The sequence below is a fragment of the Bradyrhizobium sp. CB1015 genome, from assembly GCF_025200925.1.
Taxonomy (GTDB): Bacteria; Pseudomonadota; Alphaproteobacteria; order Rhizobiales; family Xanthobacteraceae; genus Bradyrhizobium.
Map to the genome: position 1 here is coordinate 986715 of NZ_CP104174.1, position 18755 is coordinate 1005469.

General features: G+C 61.9%; 17 protein-coding genes and 1 pseudogene. 4 read left to right on the forward strand and 14 right to left on the reverse strand.

All coding sequences use genetic code 11. The annotated features are described in order from the left end of the window. Window positions 1-76: 76 nt before the first annotated feature. The 12 genes and pseudogenes from N2604_RS04475 to N2604_RS04530 all read right to left on the reverse strand — a co-directional run bounded on the left by N2604_RS04475 (window position 77) and on the right by N2604_RS04530 (window position 11386). Window positions 77-595 carry a hypothetical protein gene (locus N2604_RS04475; protein WP_260373988.1) on the reverse strand — a complete coding sequence of 173 codons (519 nt, stop codon included), beginning with the start codon at window positions 593-595 and terminating at the stop codon, window positions 77-79. Window positions 596-1021: 426 nt separating this feature from the next. Then, window positions 1022-1537, reverse strand: coding sequence for a Spy/CpxP family protein refolding chaperone (locus N2604_RS04480; protein WP_260373989.1), 516 nt, complete (start codon window positions 1535-1537; stop codon window positions 1022-1024). A gap of 327 nt (window positions 1538-1864) precedes the next feature. Next, the gene (locus tag N2604_RS04485; protein WP_260373990.1) at window positions 1865-2620 is read right to left on the reverse strand and encodes an outer membrane protein; all 756 of its coding nucleotides are present in this window, start codon (window positions 2618-2620) and stop codon (window positions 1865-1867) included. 177 nt (window positions 2621-2797) lie between these two features. After that, the gene (locus N2604_RS04490; protein WP_260373991.1) at window positions 2798-3067 is read right to left on the reverse strand and encodes a hypothetical protein; all 270 of its coding nucleotides are present in this window, start codon (window positions 3065-3067) and stop codon (window positions 2798-2800) included. A gap of 390 nt (window positions 3068-3457) precedes the next feature. Next, window positions 3458-4504 carry a transglycosylase SLT domain-containing protein gene (locus tag N2604_RS04495; protein ID WP_260373992.1) on the reverse strand — a complete coding sequence of 349 codons (1047 nt, stop codon included), beginning with the start codon at window positions 4502-4504 and terminating at the stop codon, window positions 3458-3460. Window positions 4505-4991: 487 nt separating this feature from the next. Further along, on the reverse strand, window positions 4992-5684 hold the full coding sequence (locus N2604_RS04500; protein WP_260373993.1) for a TauD/TfdA family dioxygenase: 693 nt from the start codon (window positions 5682-5684) through the stop codon (window positions 4992-4994). A gap of 7 nt (window positions 5685-5691) precedes the next feature. After that, window positions 5692-5985 carry a hypothetical protein gene (locus tag N2604_RS04505; protein ID WP_260373994.1) on the reverse strand — a complete coding sequence of 98 codons (294 nt, stop codon included), beginning with the start codon at window positions 5983-5985 and terminating at the stop codon, window positions 5692-5694. 37 nt (window positions 5986-6022) lie between these two features. Then, on the reverse strand, window positions 6023-7228 hold the full coding sequence (locus N2604_RS04510; RefSeq protein ID WP_260373995.1) for an MFS transporter: 1206 nt from the start codon (window positions 7226-7228) through the stop codon (window positions 6023-6025). A 195-nt stretch (window positions 7229-7423) separates the two neighbouring features. Continuing rightward, window positions 7424-7660 carry an O-methyltransferase gene (locus tag N2604_RS04515; protein WP_260376441.1) on the reverse strand — a complete coding sequence of 79 codons (237 nt, stop codon included), beginning with the start codon at window positions 7658-7660 and terminating at the stop codon, window positions 7424-7426. A gap of 17 nt (window positions 7661-7677) precedes the next feature. Further along, window positions 7678-7782 (reverse strand): annotated as a pseudogene (locus N2604_RS04520) (IS5/IS1182 family transposase); the annotation flags it as partial. Continuing rightward, a complete protein-coding gene (locus tag N2604_RS04525) occupies window positions 7742-8761 on the reverse strand; it encodes an ATP-grasp domain-containing protein (RefSeq protein WP_409241677.1) in 1020 nt (339 codons plus the stop codon). The pseudogene N2604_RS04520 and the gene N2604_RS04525, both read right to left, overlap by 41 nt. 603 nt (window positions 8762-9364) lie before the next feature. After that, window positions 9365-11386: a YgiQ family radical SAM protein gene (locus N2604_RS04530; RefSeq protein WP_260373996.1), complete on the reverse strand. Its 2022-nt coding sequence runs from the start codon at window positions 11384-11386 to the stop codon at window positions 9365-9367. 226 nt (window positions 11387-11612) lie between these two features. On the opposite strand from N2604_RS04530, the gene N2604_RS04535 reads away from it, so the two are divergent. Then, window positions 11613-11750 carry a hypothetical protein gene (locus tag N2604_RS04535; protein ID WP_260373997.1) on the forward strand — a complete coding sequence of 46 codons (138 nt, stop codon included), beginning with the start codon at window positions 11613-11615 and terminating at the stop codon, window positions 11748-11750. A 63-nt stretch (window positions 11751-11813) separates the two neighbouring features. Here N2604_RS04535 and N2604_RS04540 read toward each other — a convergent pair whose 3' ends face one another. Next, window positions 11814-12479: a GntR family transcriptional regulator gene (locus N2604_RS04540; RefSeq protein WP_260373998.1), complete on the reverse strand. Its 666-nt coding sequence runs from the start codon at window positions 12477-12479 to the stop codon at window positions 11814-11816. A 6-nt stretch (window positions 12480-12485) separates the two neighbouring features. Next, window positions 12486-13898, reverse strand: coding sequence for an FAD-binding oxidoreductase (locus N2604_RS04545; RefSeq protein WP_260373999.1), 1413 nt, complete (start codon window positions 13896-13898; stop codon window positions 12486-12488). 180 nt (window positions 13899-14078) lie between these two features. On the opposite strand from N2604_RS04545, the gene N2604_RS04550 reads away from it, so the two are divergent. The 3 genes from N2604_RS04550 (at window position 14079) to N2604_RS04560 (ending at window position 18702) form a co-directional block, all read left to right on the forward strand. Then, window positions 14079-14963, forward strand: coding sequence for a dihydrodipicolinate synthase family protein (locus N2604_RS04550; RefSeq protein WP_260374000.1), 885 nt, complete (start codon window positions 14079-14081; stop codon window positions 14961-14963). A 203-nt stretch (window positions 14964-15166) separates the two neighbouring features. After that, a complete protein-coding gene (locus N2604_RS04555) occupies window positions 15167-17506 on the forward strand; it encodes a TonB-dependent siderophore receptor (RefSeq protein ID WP_260374001.1) in 2340 nt (779 codons plus the stop codon). 2 nt (window positions 17507-17508) lie between these two features. Then, a complete protein-coding gene (locus N2604_RS04560; RefSeq protein ID WP_260374002.1) occupies window positions 17509-18702 on the forward strand; it encodes a PepSY domain-containing protein in 1194 nt (397 codons plus the stop codon). Window positions 18703-18755 lie beyond the last annotated feature (53 nt).

Below are 18755 nucleotides of genomic sequence, written 5' to 3' on the forward strand. Positions count from 1 at the left end.
ATTCACTCGAGTTGTATTTCTGCCACCAAGAGGCGGCTCTTGAGCCGCCCCCTCCAGCCTCATCCGCGCTCAAGTTTTATTGACAGACATGCATCAGGCCATCAGGGCCTTTGATCATGGTGCCGGGATCGCAGACAATGCCGCCGCGAGCCTTGTAGTCGGCCCATCCGCTAAAGCCATACCAGGGGCCATTCGCCGGGTAGGCCTTTTGGAGATAGTAGGGGCTGGTTTCAATCGGACCGCCATAATAGGCGTTTGCCGCCAGTGCGCCGCTGCCCACGTAAGGCCTGCCATAGTAACCGGTACCACCCCAGTTCCAGGGTTGGATGGCCGCGACTGCGGCGGCGGTGCCAACCGCTGCAGCGCCCACGCCGGCGCCGACGACGCCCGCCCCGTATCCATATGCAGCCCGCCGGTTTTGTCGGCGTGCAACACCCGCAACGCTCACCGGTGTCAGGGGACGACCGACCCGTGCTTGCGCGCTATCGGTAGAAAGCGAAGCGCCGCCTTGTTCGGACCAACTGAAGGAGAGCAGCATCGCACAAGTGAACGTCGAGGCTGCTAATGCAACGTTTCGTACATTCATCTGCATCATGGACCTGACTCCACCGTTTCCTGCCCCGGTCGACGATGCACCCTCCCGTTCAAGGCGGGCGTTGCGCTAGATCAACGGTTGCTCCGCTTGTTGTGTCCCAACGAGGCAACAACACTGACGCACCAAGCAATGCACGGCGAGAGCGCGAAATTCGCTTTCAATTCCGCCGCATCGCCGCGAACAGTGTTTTTCTGCTATTCTTGAAGAGAGATTTTGGCCAGAGCTAAGTGGATGAGCCTGCCGTCCCCGTCAGTACCGTGCACGTACGGATCGATGGGGTGACTTCCCAATCATTGGCTTTCCAAGAGACCCATGACCATAGATGCTGGCCCGGGGATGTCGGGTTTGGCAAAGGGGACATCGCCCGGGCCTAAAGTCAGCTAGCCGCGCATGTTCAGACCATCACGCGGCAGGTATGAATCAAACTCAGTCTTCGTCGTCGGCCTGCGCACGGCGTCGCTCCACGACATCACTCATGTCGTGAAGTACAAGGACCGCGAGGGCCCCCATGCGCTGCCTCTGTTCGGGATTGAGGGTCTTGTAAAGTGGCTGCCACGCCTCGGCGAGTTTATCCAAATCGGCCGATCGTTGGGCCAATGCCTCCGAGCGTCGTTGCAAGAAGGCGATGGGGTCACGATTGCGGATGGTTTCGACGGCATTTTGGTCGGTCCGTCTACCCACTGTTTCCGAAATCTTTGCAACCCGGGCCTTCCGATCCTCCGCCCTGGCACGAATGGCGCTCTCGACAGGCGGCCAGAGTTTTTCCTGGTCAGGTGTCAGCTGCAAGGCGGCCTTGGTCAAATCGATCCGCATGTCCATCAGTGTATTTCGGTCTACTGCGTTTAGCCGTTCTGGCGTTGCAGCGGAGGTAGCTTGCGCCCTGGCAATCGACGGTGCGGCAAGAAGGAGTGCAACTGTTCCGATCACTACTATCTTCATCATCGGCGACCTCCTTGGTAAGTGGCCCCCAGGCACCGCGCAAACAATCGTCGGCAGGACGATGTCGCGTTGATTCAAATCAAGAGACTTGGAGAAAGAAGACTTGGAGAAAAAGGACTTGGAGAAAGAAGACTTGGAGAAAGAAGACTTGGAGAAAGAATTGTGGCGCACAGGCCAGGCGGGAACTCCGACATGTCCGCTCTTGCGCCCCATTCGGACGCGCGGCCCTCAACCTTTCATCGCAGCACAGCGCGACGCGGCGTTCGTCAGACGAGCAACAGAAGGCCCCCGGGGAAACCCCGGGGCCTTCTGCTGGGTACCGCTAGTGGACTAGTAACGTGCTGCCACCGGGGCCGTGTAACCGCCGAAGCGATAGTTGAGGCGTAGGGTGATCATATCGACGTCCTGGCTGACCCCGCTGCCCGTGAGCGTCAAGCCTCCGGGCGTGACCACGCCGGCGAAGGTGCCGTTGTCACGCCCCATCCAGAGATGGTCGTACTCCACACCGAACGACCAGTTCGGCGCGAAGCCATATTCCCAGCCGACACCCAGGGCGCCGCCCCAGCGTGTGTGGCCAGCCGAGGCGAGGCCGACACCGGTGACGTTGTTGAAGATGTCAAAGCGATTGTGAGTGACGGCCGCGCCACCCTTCACGTAGAACAGTGACGCATTCCATGCCCAACCGAGCTGGCCCGTGAAGAGGCCGATGCCATCGGTTTTGCCTGTGGTCGAAATGAACGGATCGACCAGGCTCACACGCGTTCTCTTGATGTCGGCCCAATCGCCCTGTGCTTCGAGGCCGAAGACGAATTGATTGGTCTGCCAGCGATAGCCGATCTGACCGCCGATCAGACCACCGTTGCGATCAGCACAACCGGCCGCCACAGTACCGGCGAGCGTCACGAAATCCACGCAGCTTTCGGCCCGTCCCCAACCGCCGTTGGCGCCGATGTAGAACCCGCTCCAGTTGTAGATCGTCGCGACCGGTGCTGGTGGCGGGGCCTTGACGGCCATGTCGGCAGCCGATGCAGGGGCAGCCAGGCCCATGGATGCCACGCTGACAGCAGCTACCAGGAGTTTCCTCATGAGATTGTCTCCGTATCCCTTGTTGTTGATTGATAACCCTTGTGCACGTTATCGTGCATAAGATCGTGCATAAGTGCTTCATAACAATTGGGAGTTTAGTCGCGACCGTCTCATGCCCGTGTAACAGAATGGCAACACCCAAGCGCAATCCGACACGACGCGTGCAGGCCGCAGCGCTCATTCGTTGTCAGGAAGGGGGGCGGATTCGGCCGAACTCTCCTGCCCTTCGGAAAGCCAATGGTGAATTTGACTGGACGGGATATGCCGCCGCGGCAGATGCGGATTGATCGTACCCGTTGATACGATCAGCCCCTCCTCGACCTTCGAGCGCGCAAAAATCTTGGCTTCGTCTTCGGTTGGAAATGTTCTGGTTTCTCGCGGGCTTCGCCTTCTTGCGCGCAGGCTGCGCGGACGACTCTCAAAAGTGACATACCAGGTTGGCGCCATCTCACGGGGACTCCGAACGCGCAGTTGCGTGGGTTGGCCGACGAGAGCACTTAGTCTGCGGCGTGCTGCCGTGGACGCGCACTTACCCGCGAACGCGCTCACGTGGGCTGGCCCTTCGCGCGACTGATCCCGGCCTAGCCCAATCCGGTGTGCCCGCTGCCCCTTTGATTTAGGTCAACGGTCATCCCGCACTTAATCGTTCGATTGGAAGTCGGTTCCTTGAACCGCAAGGAGATGCACAATGATGCGACTGGTCGCCATTGTGGGCTTTCGCTGTACGACCACGTCAGCAACGGGGCCATGAGTGGACTTGGTCCACCCAGCTGGGTCAGTTTCTCCACGGCGACACAAAGGCAAAGCAAGCGGGGCGGGGCGCTGCCGAGGGCGGAATTACTGGCTTGCCGCCGCAGCAGCAGTCGCCACATATTTCGTGTAGAATTCGGCGACCCGGCCGCGCCACATGCCGACGAACGCCTCTGACGTCACATTGTCCACCGATTTCCAGGTGCGCTTGAAGGCCGGAAGTGCATTGCCCCAAATCGCGCGTTTGCACCACCTCTCACCCTTCTCCTTGCCTTCGCTGCTGGCGCACATCGATTTCCAGGCGAGGCGAGCGGGCTTGCTGATGTGCTCAGCGGCGCCTTCCCAGCCCTGCTGATGGATCAGGTAGAGATCACTCATGTCTGGCTTGCGGTGCGTGATCCACTCGAACTGGACGCCCTCGGTAATGATCTTGTAGGCGGCCGCAACGGCGTTGTCCCGCGGACTGCGAATCTGCCCGAAGCCGAACTTCCCGAACTCATAATGGCTCAGCTGGAACAGCCCGATATACGACCCGGTGCGTTGATTGGGGTTGAAGCCGGATTCGATCTTGGCAACCGCCATCATGAAATTGACATCGAGGCCAAACGCGTCGGCAGCGCGCTTGATCTCCTCAGTCGGCGTTCCCACCGGAATGTCCTTGAACGCACGCAAGACGATCTCCGCCGGTTTCTCCGCGGGCGGCAGTTCGGACCAGATGTAGTAAATCAGATAACGGAAATCCGGCGTCGAAGCCGCTTTCGGCGCGGCGTTGGACGCATCGCGTTCTGGCGGCAGCGATGCGACGACATCCTGTCCCAACGATGCCAATTTCGGCGCGACGGGTTCATCGACGATCGCGGCATCGGTGCGTGGCGGCCCGGAATCTGCTGACGTCACCGCGCCCAGCTCTGCTCTTTCCGCCCGAAGTGCTGCCGCAAGTCTGGCGGATGCCTCTGCGTACGCGGCAGGCGTCACCATGGTCGCAGGAGCCGCTGTGCTCGCTGCAGCCGGTATGCTCGCTGCCGCTTCCGGCATGACATCCGGCAACGTCGCGGCCGGTCTGTTACCGGCGGCCAGAAAAAGTCCCACGGATGCGACGACAGCCACGACGCAGCTGGTCTGCCAGGCCTTCATTGCCCGAAGTTCACCGATGGCTTCTGTACGAAGGCTGTTGGCATGGTCCTGCGGCCTGTGGGTGACCACTCTTCGTAGAATCTTAAGGTTTAAATGTGGTGAACGAGGGCAGGCATTCTGCCTCGCAACCCGATGTGTCCCGCTTTGGGTCACCAGCGGCCATGGGTCAACGGCTTCTCTCTCGCGGCTCCACAGTGGCCTTTCCGTTCAGCCCTCACACGCCGACGGATCGGCTGATGTCGCGGCAAGTCAGCTATGGCCACCAAACGGAAGTCGCCAAGGCTGACGCGACCGCCCAACTCTACATTAAGGATGAATGCCAGCGTCGCGTGTGGCCGTCAGTGCGCGCTTAGTATGCGTGCCGTCGCGGCTCGTTGATCAGCGCTTGTCGATCGTGCGCCGATCACGATACGCCGGCGCGCAGCGCCGTTTGGTGACGACAACGAACCGATCCTCATGCACTCTCGCCGAGAAGGTGTGATCCGGGTTAAGAAGTCGTCGCCCCATACATTCGGCGAAGCCAACGGCTTTCATGCAGCGGTGCAGGCATAAATCTCTCGCGCCGATGAACGACACGATAGTTGTCAAATACGAGGCAATCGTCGGGTGCCACGACGATCGAGATGCGTTCGGGTTCGATGATCTCGACAACCTCTCTGATTCGGTTAAGCGCCCGTTCCCCCCTGGCCGTTATCGCCGAAACGCCATTCGTCAGGTCAATTCTTCCGTAGAAGTGGCCTTTGTATTCCTTAAGGAGCGGTTTCGCGAGCGCGTTCGCGCCGGCATTGCTCGATCGAGCGACACTCGGAGGCGGCGCGACCAGAAATTCGTGTTGCTGCAGAGCTGCAATCGACTCGGCATCCAACCGAGAGAGAATCTGTTGCAATGTCAGGAGCTGGGTGGGAACGCATTCCGTGTTGCGGATACCAAGAAATATGAGGTAACGCGGCATGATTGACGAGTTCGTTCCTCCGTCTTCGTCAAACGAGAATGCCTGGAAATTATTGTCTTGGTGCCAGCCAAGACTAATATCGGCTCCCCAGGAACTCTCGATGCCCTGATATGCGGGGTTAACCACCACGTTTCTCGCCAAGCGTCCCTCGTTTTCGAACGGAAACGCAATCCCTTCAGCGCCGAGTAGTCCCAGAATTCCCAGCAAGTAGGCGTCGACCTGTCGCAAGGCGCTATCATTCAAAGCCCGAGCTCGGGGTCGGGCCTGGTGCTTCGATACAAGCTAGTTGGGAGATCGACAAAATAGGACTTGAATGGAGGTTGCCGAAGTCTCCCAATAAGGAAACGACGTCGGGGTCCAAATGCGCGCTCAAGGCATTGACCGCCATCGCTCCAAGGTCAGCATAAAACGTTCCGGAGCAAAACTCCAAAGGCAAGGCTCCGCGATACAAGTCCCGGGACAGGGAGAATCGAGTCTCGTCGTCGAGGCCAAGCTTCAGGACGTGGCCGTCAGAGATCGTTCGAAGCATTTGTGTCACTCCTTGCGGCGGTAGTCGGATAGCCCTCTTAGACGGCTCTGCGAAACGCGAGTGCGAGTAGCGAAAACACGCATAAGCCTGGTATCATGAAGCCGATTTGCGTTTGTATCGGCACACCGAGATCCAGTAGAACTCCCATAAGTGTAGGACCAAGGCCTGTCAGAATAATGCGTAGTCCCTCGAAGCGAGCTTTCGACCGGGCCAACCGTTCGACGCCAAACAGTCTCGCCAGGGCGGGCGTTTGAACGCTGCTGTCCAGACCTGCCGATATCGCGGTGAAGCCGAAATAGAATGGAGCGATCCACCAAGACGAGAACAGAAAAATAAGCAGAAGAGCGATAGCTTGAGGAACAAGCAAGAACGGCACAATCCGTAACGGCCCGAATCGGTCTACAAGGGGGCCTGCGATGATTGTTGTCGCGATCTGAATGGATGAGTATGCAACGAAGCAGGCGGCGACCCATTCGAGCGGCCAATGTTTCGTCTCTGCGAGTCGCGCTTGGTGGAAGATCAATGCGGAAACCGCGAGCGATTCTGCAAATAGCGCAGGTAAAACGAAAAACACTTTCCAGTTGATTTTCCGGATAACGGATTGATCAAGGCCGCCGCTCTGAGGCCGTGGGTGCCCGTGTGGAGGCAGGCCATCTTCCTCCGGAAGCAACAACACGGCGGCGACGGCTATCAACAGGATGGAGCACGCCGCGAGAGCCCACGTTGCTCTCCATCCCAGCACGAGGATGCTGCTAACGGCGATGGTCGGAAGTGTTGCCTGTGATAGCGACAGTCCGATCAGTACGACGCCGACGGCCTTTCCACTAGCCTCCGGTAGCCGCGCGGCCGGGATGGTCAGCGAAGCGTGAACGAGGAGGCCTTGGCCCCCGAGCCGAGCAAGATACAGCCCGAGAAGAAAAATCGCGATATTCGGACTCAAGGCGATCGCAAAAGCGGCGCTGGCCAAAGTCAGCGCCGATAGCAGAGTGAATCTACGCTCGTTGTTCCGGGTGAGTCGAGACCCAAGCCACGGAAATGTCACCGCACTAACGAGAGTGACACCCGCGAACCATGCAGCAAACTCCCCGTCCGTCATCGCAAATGCGCTTCGAAACTGTGGAGCGAACAACGAAATGACGTATGATTGACCAAAACTGGACAAGCCGATCAACGCGCATCCGAATGCAAGCAGACGCAAATTGTCGCGCACGAAGGCAGGATATTCCTTGAAGGCAGCTAGCATCGAAGAGCCCCGGATCTCCGTCTGCAGCAGTGCGTGTTCATGCAGGATGCTCCATCTTCAGAGATCGATGCCTGTATCATTCGTCCCCGTCCGACAACATTGGGGTCGGTCTATCGTCAAAGCAGCCAAGGAGCTATTTTCGCGCAAGACTCTGGTAGGCTTCGGTGGAAGTCGTTTCTGCGACCGTTCCATTCGTTATTTGAGGTAGCGGCTCACCTCGAGACCCCAACCGATAGGCAGCATTATCGACTCGAAATCTGGATGGGAGCGTACATGCTGACGATACTTGGCGGCCGCTTCGGGCGAGGGCACAAGCATGTTGTCAGCTACAACGATCGCTCCACTTGCGAGATGTTCGGCGACTGCATCGAACGCGGGAATGTAGTGCGCAGTCCAAAGGTCGATGAGAACAAAGTTGGCGAGATCGCGCATTGAACGGATGACCGTACCGGGCAATCGCGCCAGCGCGAACCAGATTTCAGCATATGCATAATGCCGCTGATCACCCGTCTATCATCGACCCGATGCGCTCCCTTGCGCCCGCGCGGCAGCAACGGCTCGATCCGCTGCCATTCCGAATCGCTGAGCCAGTAGACCTGCTTTGCCATTCAAGCCTCCCTTCCGCTGAGAAGCTTGAATCACACTCCAATTCCAGATGGAATCCTTATTGAGTACAGACCCTAGTTCAGTGAAAAGGCTGCAGTCGCATGCAAGCGAAGCCATGCGCATCGTCGCGGAAACGCGCGGGTTTACTTCCAGGAGAAACACATCTGGTCCGACGACGATGAATTCGAACTCAGCCACCCCAGTTAATCGGAAGAGGGTGGACATTTGCAGCGATGCATCCCGGAGCACTTGCGTAATCTCTTGAGTGATATGTCCGCTTGGGCACTCGCGCGTACGTCGGCTCGGATGAGGGCTGTCAATTCCCGTGTTGCCCTTGTCGACGGGTTCAAAGACAGATAGGCGGGGGCCGGATTGATCGACAATCCCGGCGACGTTGACGGAGTACTCACGCCCGAAAAGGAACGGCTGTATGATGCTGTCGGTCACACGGCCTTCGGTCGAAGCAATCGCTTCGAGATCCGCGGGTGTTTGCACAACCTTATATCCCGCCCCCTCAGTCCCCGATACTTTCTTGACAATGACTATGGCCGTGGGGTCGCTGTCCAACGTGTTGATTGCGTGCGCGTACGACCATTCGGGAATGGCCCGGAGACCGGGCACGCCTTCGATCAGTTGTGCCATCGCACGCTTGTTCCATGCCAGCTCGGCAACGGCGGCGGTTGGACCGAATATCGGCAGGTCGACTGTCCCCTGGAGAGACGTTAGCCAGTCCGCGTCCCGCGACAGAGTGTTGTGATGGCTGAGAATGATGACTCCGTCTGGCGCCTCTTTCTCGATTTCTTTTTCTAAGTCGCCGAGGTTGCTTGGGAAAAAAGCCTCGGCTTCGAACTCCGACGATTGCAGAAACATGGGAAGCCAGCTCTTCCAGGACAAGTCGGAGAGAGAAAAGAGCAGCTTAGGCTTCACGTCGCATCCTCCATTTGGGCATACTCCGCCGGGCTGACGAAGCGACCATAGAGCCGTTCATCAGGCGAACCGCAGGATCGTGTCACTGACTACGAAGCAGCTATAAGTAGATAGCAGGATTATCTACAAGTTGTAGTAGTATGCAAGTGAAGGTTGTACGATCATTTGGTGGCCGAAAAAAGGAAGGTGAATTCACGAGCATCCAGCTGCGCGCACGAGAGCGCATGGCAAGTCGCCTGCTATGTCCGGTATCGCGAGAGTGCGAGCAGCCGTTTTGCCCGACCCATATTGGCAGACCTAAACGCTTGCGCCTGGAGCTCCTCACAGCAGAGAGGGGCGGAACCTCGCCCTCCCACGTTCCGCGATGATGCCATCATACGCCTGTTTTGCCCGACGATCAAGCAGATTTCGTAAAAACGGAAATTGACCGTTTGCCCGGCCAGATCATGCCTCGATTTGCGGTCGACGATCACGCCAACCCGATCGCGCTCGCAAGCCCTTGATCTTGCTACCCCCGCCTACTGTGCATGGGGTTGTTTTTGAGCTTTTGTTTCGGAGAGCACAAAAGCGCCACCGGACCGCGCCCGATCCGGCTGTCGCCCGCTACTTCATCACCCGCAGGCCCTTGGTCGTGAACCGCTGCGTCCTGCCGCCGGGCCGCATTGGCCGCTTGGTCCCGGCGGCCTTGCCGGTGCCGGGCGGCTGATGTGCTGGGACGAGCTGATGCGGCTGCGAGCCGATCAGGTCGCGGCGGCCCATCTCGATCAAGGCCTCGCGCAGCAGCGGCCAATTGTCGGGGTCGTGGTAGCGCAGGAAAGCCTTGTGCAGGCGGCGCTGGCGCAGGCCCTTGATCGCCTCGACCTTGTCGCTGCCGCCGTGGCGCACGCCGCGCAAGGGATTGACGCCGGTGTGGTACATCGCGGTCGCGGTCGCCATCGGCGAGGGCAGGAAGGTCTGCACCTGGTCGGCGCGATAGCGGTTCTTCTTCAGCCACAGCGCGAGGTTCATCATGTCCTCGTCGGTCGTGCCCGGATGCGCCGCGATGAAATAGGGGATCAGGTAATATTTCTTGCCGGCGCGTTCGGCCGCTTCGTCGAACATCCGCTTGAACTTGTTGTAGGCGCCGATGCCCGGCTTCATCATCTTGTCGAGCGGGCCGCGCTCGGTATGTTCAGGGGCGATCTTCAAGTAGCCGCCGACGTGATGGGTGACGAGCTCCTTGATGTATTCGGGGCTCTCGACCGCGAGGTCGTAGCGCACGCCCGAGGCGACCATCACCTTCTTGATGCCACGGGTCTCGCGCACCTTGCGATAGAGCCGGATCAGATCGTCATGCGAGGTGTTGAGGTTCGGGCAGATCTCGGGGAAGACGCAGGAGGGACGGCGGCATGCCGCCTCGACCTTTGGGTCCTTGCACGCCATCCGGTACATGTTGGCGGTGGGGCCGCCGATGTCGGAGATGACGCCGGTGAAGCCCGGAGTCTTGTCGCGGATGCGCTCGATCTCGCGCAGGATCGAGCCTTCCGAGCGGTTCTGGATGATGCGGCCCTCATGCTCGGTGATCGAGCAGAAGGTGCAGCCGCCGAAGCAGCCGCGCATGATCGTCACCGAGAACTTGATCATCTCCCAGGCGGGAATGCGCGCATCGCCATAGGACGGATGCGGCGCGCGCGCGTAAGGCAGATCGTAGACCGCGTCCATCTCTTCCGTCGTGAGCGGGATCGGCGGCGGGTTGAGCCAGAGGTCGCGGTCACCGTGGCGCTGCACCAGCGGCCGCGCATTGCCGGGATTGCTCTCCCGGTGCAGCACGCGCGAGGCGCGCGCATAGGCTTCCTTGTCCTGCTCGACCTGCTCCAGCGCCGGCAGGCGGATCACGGTTAAGCCCTTCTGGCGCGTTGCGCCTTCATCGGCGGAATCGAGGTCGTCGGCGTGCAGCTCGGTGTAATCGTCCGGCACTTTTCGGAACAGCGCTACGCCCCTGATGTCGTCGAGCTCGCGCGGCGCTTCGCCGGCGGCGAGCCGATGCGCCACCTCGACGACGGCACGCTCGGCGTTGCCGTAGAGCAGCAAGTCTGCCTTGGCGTCCGCCAGCACCGAGCGGCGCACCTTGTCGGACCAGTAATCGTAATGCGCGATCCGGCGCAGCGAGGCCTCGATGCCGCCGAGCACGATCGGCACATCCTTGAACGCCTCGCGGCAGCGCTGGGCGTAGACGATCGTGCAGCGGTCCGGCCGCTTGCCGCCTTCGCCGCCGGCCGTATAGGCATCGTCGCTGCGGATGCGGCGGTCCGCGGTGTAGCGGTTCACCATGGAATCCATGTTGCCGCCGGTGACGCCGAAGAACACTTTCGGCTTGCCGAGCGCCCTGAACGGCTCCGCCGAATGCCAGTCGGGCTGCGCGATGATGCCAACCCTAAAACCCTGCGCCTCCAGCAGGCGGCCGATGATGGCCATGCCGAAGCTCGGATGGTCGACATAGGCATCCCCGGTCACCAGCACGATGTCGCAGGCGTCCCAGCCGAGCGCATCCATCTCGGCGCGGCTCATCGGGAGGAACGGCGCCGGCTTGCGCGGGCGCGCCTGGGCCATCAGCGGCTTTTCGGCGATGATCATCTGGGTGTCCATGGCGCCTACGCATAGGGCGAGGGGCGGGCGAATTCAACCGCTCGCTGTGCCGATGATGCGGTTCCGGCGCCGGTCGGACCTGGCCGCAGGAACCAACCGTGCCCGCGCGCATTCTGGTTACGGGTTCGACGCGGGCCCGGGTTGCGCGCGCCTCCATCGTTTCGGCGTCCGCGACGTCGCCTCTGGCGATGGGGGAATCGTGGGTACGGTCATAGAGAATTTGCTGATGCGGAAGCAGAAGCTGGTGGAGCAGCTCGAACAGGCGCCGTCGGTGGAGGACCGCGACAGGATCGAGCACCAGCTCGAGCAGATCAACACAGCGCTGGATTTTCTGGACAGGCCTGGGTCGCAGGAGGAGCGGTAGAGCATGATCCGGAAAAGTGCGTAGCGGTTTTCCGAAAAGATCATGCTCAAAACGATAACGCGCTCAATCCACCTTCAGCGCCTTGGCATAGACGATTCCCGAATTCGTGATGTGCGTCGTCATCAATTCGCCGAAGGCGACGAAATCGCCGCGTGCGAACAGATCGAGCAGCTTGCGGTGCTCGTCGAAGGACGTGCGGGTGCGCACGTCGATCGGCGAGGTCAGATTGGTGCGGAGGGCGGCGACGCGGCCGGAGACGAGCTGATAGGATTCGGCGAGATAGCGGTTGCCGCAATGGGCGAACAGCGCCTCGTGAAAAATGGTGTCGGCGCGGCCATAGGCGATGTTGTCCTTCGCCGCGACTGCCGGCTCCATCGCCGCGATCGCGGCGCTCATGGTCGCAATCGCACTGTCGCGGTCGTGGCGGAAGGCGAGCTCGGCGGCCTTGGGCTCCAGCGCGATGCGGAAGGTGCAGAGCGCATTGATGTCGTCAGCACTCGGCGTGAACACGAAGCTGCCGACCTGCGGCCGGATCACGACGAGCCCCTGCGCCTGCAACTGTCCCATCGCCTCGCGCACCGGCGTGCGGCTGACGCCGAAGGAATTGGCCACCATCTCCTCGGAGATGGCCGCGCCCAGTGCAAACTCGCCGTCGATGATGGCCTGGCGCAGCCGCAGCATCACCCGCTGCGACAGCGATTTCGGCGTATCGAGCTTGAGCGATCGCATGTGCGCTCAGATCACCTTGCCGGGATTGAGCAGGTGATCGGGATCGAGCGCCGCCTTGAGCGTCCGCATCAGCGCGATCTCGGCCTCGCTCCTGGCATGGCCAAGCCATTGCTTCTTCAGCGTGCCGATGCCGTGCTCGGCGGAGACGCTGCCGCCGAGCTCGCGGACGAGACCGTAGATGATCGCGTCCATCTCCTCCTTCGGCTGCTGCGCGACGGGAAGGCCGGTGACCCAGGAGACGAGATGCAGATTGCCGTCGCCGATATGGCCGTAATAGACGCTCTCGCAGCCCTTGATGCCCGCAGCGAGCGCGGCCTTGCAGCGCGTGACGAACTCGTCCATGCGTGCCACCGCAAGGCCGATGTCGTAGGAGATGTGCGGCCCCAGCACCTGACCGAATTCGGCACAGATGTCGCGCACGCGCCAGAAGGCTTGCGTCTGCGCCAGCGATTGCGCCACCGCGGCATCCGCCAGCAGCCCGCGCTCCATCAGCTCTTCGAGCCAGCTCTGAAAGCGCGGCGCATCGACGCTCTCGTCGGTGCCCTGTGCTTCCACCAGCACGTAGAGACCGTGGCCTGCGGCGACCGGCGGCTTCACCCCGGCGCGCGCCGTGATCACGTCCCAATAATCCGGCCACATCACCTCGAAGGCGGACAGCAGCGGGCCGAGCCCTGAGCGCGCCGCATCCAGCAGCGCGATCACCGCGGCATAATCCTTCAGCGCACAGAGCGCGGCCATGGTCGAGCGCGGCTTCGGGAACAGCTTCAGCACCACGCGGGTGATGATGCCGAGCGTGCCTTCCGAGCCGATGAACAGATGCTTCAGATCGTAGCCGGCGTTGTTCTTCATCAGCTTGTTGAGGCTGGTGATGATGGTGCCGTCCGGCAGCACGACCTCGAGACCGAGCACCAGCTCGCGCGTCATGCCGTAGCGGATCACGCGGTTGCCGCCGGCATTGGTCGAGAGATTGCCGCCGATCGCGCAGGAGCCGCGCGAGCCGAGATCGAGCGGAAAGAAGAAGCCGGCCTCGTCCGCCGCCTTCTGGATCGTCTCCAGCGGCGTGCCTGCCTTCACGGTCATGGTCGCGGAGGCGCGATCGATCTCTTCGATGCCGGTCATGCGCTCCAGCGAGATCGCGACCCAACCCGCTTCGGGCGAAGCGCCGCGGCACAGCCCGGTCAAGCCGCCCTGCGGCACGAACGGCAGATGCGCCTGCCGGCAGGTCGCAATCGCAACGGCAACGCCCTGCGCATCGACGGGGCGGATCACCGCCAGCGGCGTCTGCGGCAGGCTCGCGCTCCAGTCGTTACAATTGCGCGCCGGCACGTCGGTGCCAACAAGCACCGCGGCGGCGCCGAGCCTGTCGCGCAACGCGCCGAGCAATTGGTCGGGATGCTCAATGGGGCTCACCATGTTCATGCGAGACCTCCTTCAGGAATTCGGCTGCGCCGCATGCGCGCCGTGACGGTGGAAAGGGTTTGCGTCCATCTTGTATGTAAGGTACAAGATGAAAAGTAAAGCAAAAACAAGGCTCCGCCCGGCAGAGAAGATCGTTTGGGATCAGAGGCTTAGTCGGTGGCCGAAACAAAGGGTGGTGTGATGACGGAGGCGATTCGCGGGTTCTGGGTGGCGTCGGCGACGCCGCTGGCAACCGACGGCAGCGTGGACTCCGCAAAGCTCGCGGCGCACGCCAAGCAGCTGTTCAGCAAGGGCGTTGACGGCGTCGTGCTGTTCGGCACCACCGGCGAAGGCACCTCGTTCAATGCCGCCGAACGCGTCGCGACCATTGAAGCCGTACTCAAGGCCGGTGTTGCGCCGGAGCGCATCGGCATCGGCGGCGGCTTTCCCGCCATTAGCGACAGCATCGCGCTGACGCGCGCCGTGCTCGGCCTCGGCCTGCGCCATGTCCTATTGCTGCCGCCCTATTTCGACCGCAGCGTCACCGCCGAAGGCATCGAGGACGCCTTCGCTGCGATCATTGACGGCGTCGGCGACGATCGCCTGCGCGCCTATCTTTATCACATCCCGCAGATCTCGGGCGTTGCGATCCCGACCAATGTCGCTGCTAGTCTGCGCAAACATTACGGCAGGGTGGTCGCCGGTCTGAAAGACTCCAGCGGCGACTTCAAGCAGTTCCAGGCATTCCGTGCCGCCGCGCCGGAGCTTGCCATCACCGTCGGCAACGAAGCCGATATCACCCGCGCGATCGCCGCCGGCGGCGCCGGCACCATCTGCGGCATGGCCAACATTGCGCCGGAGCTGGTCAAGGCGATGGTCGACGGCAAGGACGTCGAAGCGCGCATGCAGGCGGCGATCGACATCGTGGTGAAATCGCCGTCCTTCCTCACGACGCTGAAGGCGATCCTTGCGGCGCAGACCGGCGATGCAGGCTGGCTGCGCGTGCGACCGCCGCTCCGCGCCTTGGCCGACGGCGCCGCGCTCAAGCGGAAGCTCGACGAATTGGTGGCGCCCGCCATCGCGTGAGATCGCGATGGCGTCCCGACACCCTGCCGCGAATTCGCGTGTAGCGTGTCGCGATCGCTGCGGGATCAACCAGTCATTGTTGTCCGACGCTTCGTTACATCTAGAACGATTCAACACTAGAGCGATTCAAGGCCGGCTACGGTTCCCTTCGATCGCGGCGACTGTTACAGGCGCACACTTCAGCGTTCTTGACTTGAAGTGGAATGAAAGTGCGTGCCTTCGTGGATGGCTGCGTCAGCGGCCATCGAACTCGTGCCGGCAAGAGCCGCGCAGGTCTTCTCATCGGTGCGGCGGTGCTGCTTGCCGAAAGCCCCTCCAACACGACGAGCGCGCAGGCGCAATCGGCTCTGCCGCCGGTGACGGTTGAAGCGCCGGCGCCGCGGCCGAAGCCGGCCCGTGCATCGGATCAGTCGTCACGCCGCAACCAAGCCGTCGCGCGCCGCCAATCCAGTCGCAATCCCGCACCCGCGACACCGACGCTGTCGGAGCGCGCCGCCGCCGAAGCCGCCGCGCAACAGGCCGCCAAGCTCGGCTATCGTGCGATGCCGAGCGCGACCACGCTGCGCAGCGGCGCCTCGCCGCTCGACACCTCGCAGTCCGTCAACGTCGTTCCTGCGCAGGTGCTGAAGGACCAGCTCCCGCGCAATATTGACGACGCGCTCGTCAATATCTCCGGCATCACCCAGACCAACACGCTCGCCGGCACGCAGGACGCCGTGATCCGCCGTGGCTTCGGCGACAATCGCGACGGCTCGATCATGCGCAACGGCATGCCGCTGGTGCAGGGGCGCAGCCTCAATGCTGCGGTCGAAAGCGTCGAGGTGCTGAAGGGCCCGGCCTCGCTGCTCTACGGCATCATGGATCCCGGCGGCATCGTCAACACCATCAGCAAGCGGCCCGAGCTCTATCAGCACGGTTCGGTCACGCTACTCGGCTCGGCCTACGCGAATAACCGGAACGGAGCCGACGGCACGCTCGACGTCACCGGTCCGATCGGCGACGGCGGTCTCGCCTATCGCTTCATCGGCTACGGCGTCAGCGAGGACTATTGGCGCAATTTCGGCCGCCACAGGGAAATGCTGGTGAATCCGTCGCTGGCCTGGTACGGCGACACCACGACGGTCCAGCTCACCTATGAGCACCGCGAGTTCATCACTCCGTTCGACCGCGGCACCGCTTTCGTCAACGGCGCTCCGCTGGCGATCCCGAAGACGCGCCGGCTCGACGAGCCCTTCAACAACATGTGGGGCACTTCCGACCTGATCCAGGGCTCGGTCGAGCAGAAGCTGGACGACAATTGGAAGGTCACGGCGGCCTACAGCTACAACACCGAGACCTACAGCGCCAATCAGCTTCGCATCACCGGCGTCAACGCCAAGACCGGCGTCGAGACCCGCAGCAACGACGGCACTCGGAACTCGCTGAGCAACGCCAGCTACGGCACCTCCTATCTCCAGGGTGACGTCTGGGTGGGTGGCTTCCGCAACGAAATCCTGTTCGGGGGCGAGGCGCTGTACCGCACGATCGACCGTCACGATTTGATCCGCCAGGCGACCCCGAGCTTCAATTTCTACAACCCCGTTTACGGACTGGTCACACCGGGCACGACCGTTTCGCCGACCGACAGCGAGCAGACCGACAAGCTCGGCACCCGTGGCTTCTTCGCCCAGGACACCTTCCACGTGACCAACTGGCTGTCGGTGGTCGGCGGCGTGCGCTGGATGGAATACGAACAGCTCGCTGGAAAGGGCCGGCCGAACTTCGTCACGAACACCAGCCTGTCGGGCGACAAGGTGCTGCCGCTCGGCGGCGTCATCTTCAAGCTGAACGACCAGCTCTCCTACTACGTGAGCTACACGCAGTCGCTGAAGCCGACCTCAACCATCGCGCCCTTCACCGGTGCTCCCGTCGGCTTCGTCGTCGACTCCACCATCCTGCCCGAAGAGGGCACCCAATGGGAGACTGGCGTCAAGTTCGACGTCAACAAGCGGCTGTCCGGCACGCTGGCGGTCTACGACATCGAGAAGAAGAACGTGCTGGTCTCCGACCCTTTTGCGAACGGCACGGTCTTGGTACGAACCTCTGCGAAGGCGCGGTCGCGCGGCGTCGAGTTGGACGTGACCGGCAAGCTGACCGACGATTGGAGCATGATCGGAAGCTACGGCTACACCGATGCCCGCCTGGAGAACGATCCCGTCAACGGCAACGCCAAGCTGCTGAATGCCGCGATGAACACGGCTTCGCTCTATCTCGTCTACGATTTCGGCGACAAGCTGCCCGGACGCCTGCGGCTCGGCGGCGGCGCGCACTATGTCGGTGACAGGCCGGGCGATTCCGCCAACAAGTTTTTCTTGCCGGCCTATACCGTCGCGGACATTTTTGCGACTTACGACACGAGGGTCGACAATCTGCCGGTGACCTATCAGTTCAACGTCAAGAACCTGTTCGACAAGCTCTACTATACGTCCAGCACCGGAAACGCGCTCAACGTCGCTATCGGCGACGCGCGGCGCTTCTCGCTGTCGGCAACGGTGAAATTCTAGCGATGGCAGTACGGCCGGGGCACATGATCAAAGCCGTCCTGCTCCAGGTCCATTCCATCGCGGGCCTGGTGCTCGCGCTGCTGCTCGCTATGATCGCGCTTACCGGCGCGATCATGAGTTTTGAGGACGAGATCCTCGATCATCTCAACGCCGGCATCATGCATGTCGCACCGCGCGAGATGCCGGCGCTGATGCCGGACGAGCTGGTCGAGCGGCTGAAGGCGGGGCAGGACATCAGCCAGGTTTCGGCCGTCTTGCTGTCGAGCGATCCGGCCGCCGCCGTGCGCGTCCGCTTCGCGCGCGACGAGCAGGGCGCGCGGCCCAATTCGCTCTATGTCGACCCCTATGATGCGCGCGTGCTCGGTGCGCCGCGCGGCGAGGAGTTTTTCGCGACGGTGCGGAAGCTGCATCGCTGGCTGCTGATATCAGGCGATGCCAGGGGCTGGGGCCGCCAGATCACCGGTGTGGCCGCGCTCGGCCTGATCGTCATGCTGGTCTCGGGTCTCGTGCTACGCTGGCCACGTCGCGCGCGCAGCCTGAAGATGTGGCTCAAGCCCAATCTCGATCTCAGCGGGCGCGGGCTGCATCGCTCGCTGCATGCGGTCATCGGCACCTGGGCGCTTCCGGTCTATCTGGTGATGACGCTCACCGGGCTCTGGTACTCGTTCGACTGGTACAAGGACGGCGTCGTCTGGCTGCTGTCGCGTCCGGAAGTCTCTGCTGCGAAGATGCAGCCAAAGATGTCAGCGAAGGCGCCGCGTGCGGCCCGTTCCGAGCCGGCCCAGCCGATCGGGTTCGATCTGGCCTGGACGACGTTCCGGCGTGAGGAGGGTGGCCGCTTTGCCAGAGCCTTGCTGACGCTGCCGCCCAGCCCCGGCACGGCGATACGGATCCGGTCGTGGGGGAAGGATTCGACGCTCGACACCACGCGCGATGAATTCCGCATCGATGCCGTCACCGGTCAGGTCGCCTCCGCCGAACGTTACGCCGACAAGTCGTTCGGCGAGAAGATCATCGCCAACGTGCTCGATATCCATCGCGGCGCGGTCCTGGGCTGGCCTGGCAAGCTCGCCTTCATGATCGCCGCGGCCCTGATGCCGCTGTTCTCGGTCACCGGCATCTTGCTCTATCTGTCGCGCCGCAAGCTGCGGCGCCCGTCGCAGGCGCCGCTGGGGCAGCTCGTTCCGGGGGAGTGAGTTGCTGCCCCCAGGCGAGAGCTTGTCCACGCAGGCCACAACACTCCGCGTGT

What these genes read in the sequence shown, in the direction of transcription:
- N2604_RS04475 (WP_260373988.1), bottom strand. Translation starts at nt 595, where the DNA reads ATGATGCAGATGAATGTACGAAACGTTGCATTAGCAGCCTCGACGTTC.
- N2604_RS04480 (WP_260373989.1), bottom strand. Translation starts at nt 1,537, where the DNA reads ATGATGAAGATAGTAGTGATCGGAACAGTTGCACTCCTTCTTGCCGCA.
- N2604_RS04485 (WP_260373990.1), bottom strand. Translation starts at nt 2,620, where the DNA reads ATGAGGAAACTCCTGGTAGCTGCTGTCAGCGTGGCATCCATGGGCCTG.
- N2604_RS04490 (WP_260373991.1), bottom strand. Translation starts at nt 3,067, where the DNA reads ATGGCGCCAACCTGGTATGTCACTTTTGAGAGTCGTCCGCGCAGCCTG.
- N2604_RS04495 (WP_260373992.1), bottom strand. Translation starts at nt 4,504, where the DNA reads ATGAAGGCCTGGCAGACCAGCTGCGTCGTGGCTGTCGTCGCATCCGTG.
- N2604_RS04505 (WP_260373994.1), bottom strand. Translation starts at nt 5,985, where the DNA reads ATGCTTCGAACGATCTCTGACGGCCACGTCCTGAAGCTTGGCCTCGAC.
- N2604_RS04510 (WP_260373995.1), bottom strand. Translation starts at nt 7,228, where the DNA reads ATGCTAGCTGCCTTCAAGGAATATCCTGCCTTCGTGCGCGACAATTTG.
- N2604_RS04515 (WP_260376441.1), bottom strand. Translation starts at nt 7,660, where the DNA reads ATGCGCGATCTCGCCAACTTTGTTCTCATCGACCTTTGGACTGCGCAC.
- N2604_RS04530 (WP_260373996.1), bottom strand. Translation starts at nt 11,386, where the DNA reads ATGGACACCCAGATGATCATCGCCGAAAAGCCGCTGATGGCCCAGGCG.
- N2604_RS04535 (WP_260373997.1), top strand. Translation starts at nt 11,613, where the DNA reads ATGCGGAAGCAGAAGCTGGTGGAGCAGCTCGAACAGGCGCCGTCGGTG.
- N2604_RS04540 (WP_260373998.1), bottom strand. Translation starts at nt 12,479, where the DNA reads ATGCGATCGCTCAAGCTCGATACGCCGAAATCGCTGTCGCAGCGGGTG.
- N2604_RS04545 (WP_260373999.1), bottom strand. Translation starts at nt 13,898, where the DNA reads ATGAACATGGTGAGCCCCATTGAGCATCCCGACCAATTGCTCGGCGCG.
- N2604_RS04550 (WP_260374000.1), top strand. Translation starts at nt 14,079, where the DNA reads ATGACGGAGGCGATTCGCGGGTTCTGGGTGGCGTCGGCGACGCCGCTG.
- N2604_RS04555 (WP_260374001.1), top strand. Translation starts at nt 15,167, where the DNA reads ATGAAAGTGCGTGCCTTCGTGGATGGCTGCGTCAGCGGCCATCGAACT.
- N2604_RS04560 (WP_260374002.1), top strand. Translation starts at nt 17,509, where the DNA reads ATGGCAGTACGGCCGGGGCACATGATCAAAGCCGTCCTGCTCCAGGTC.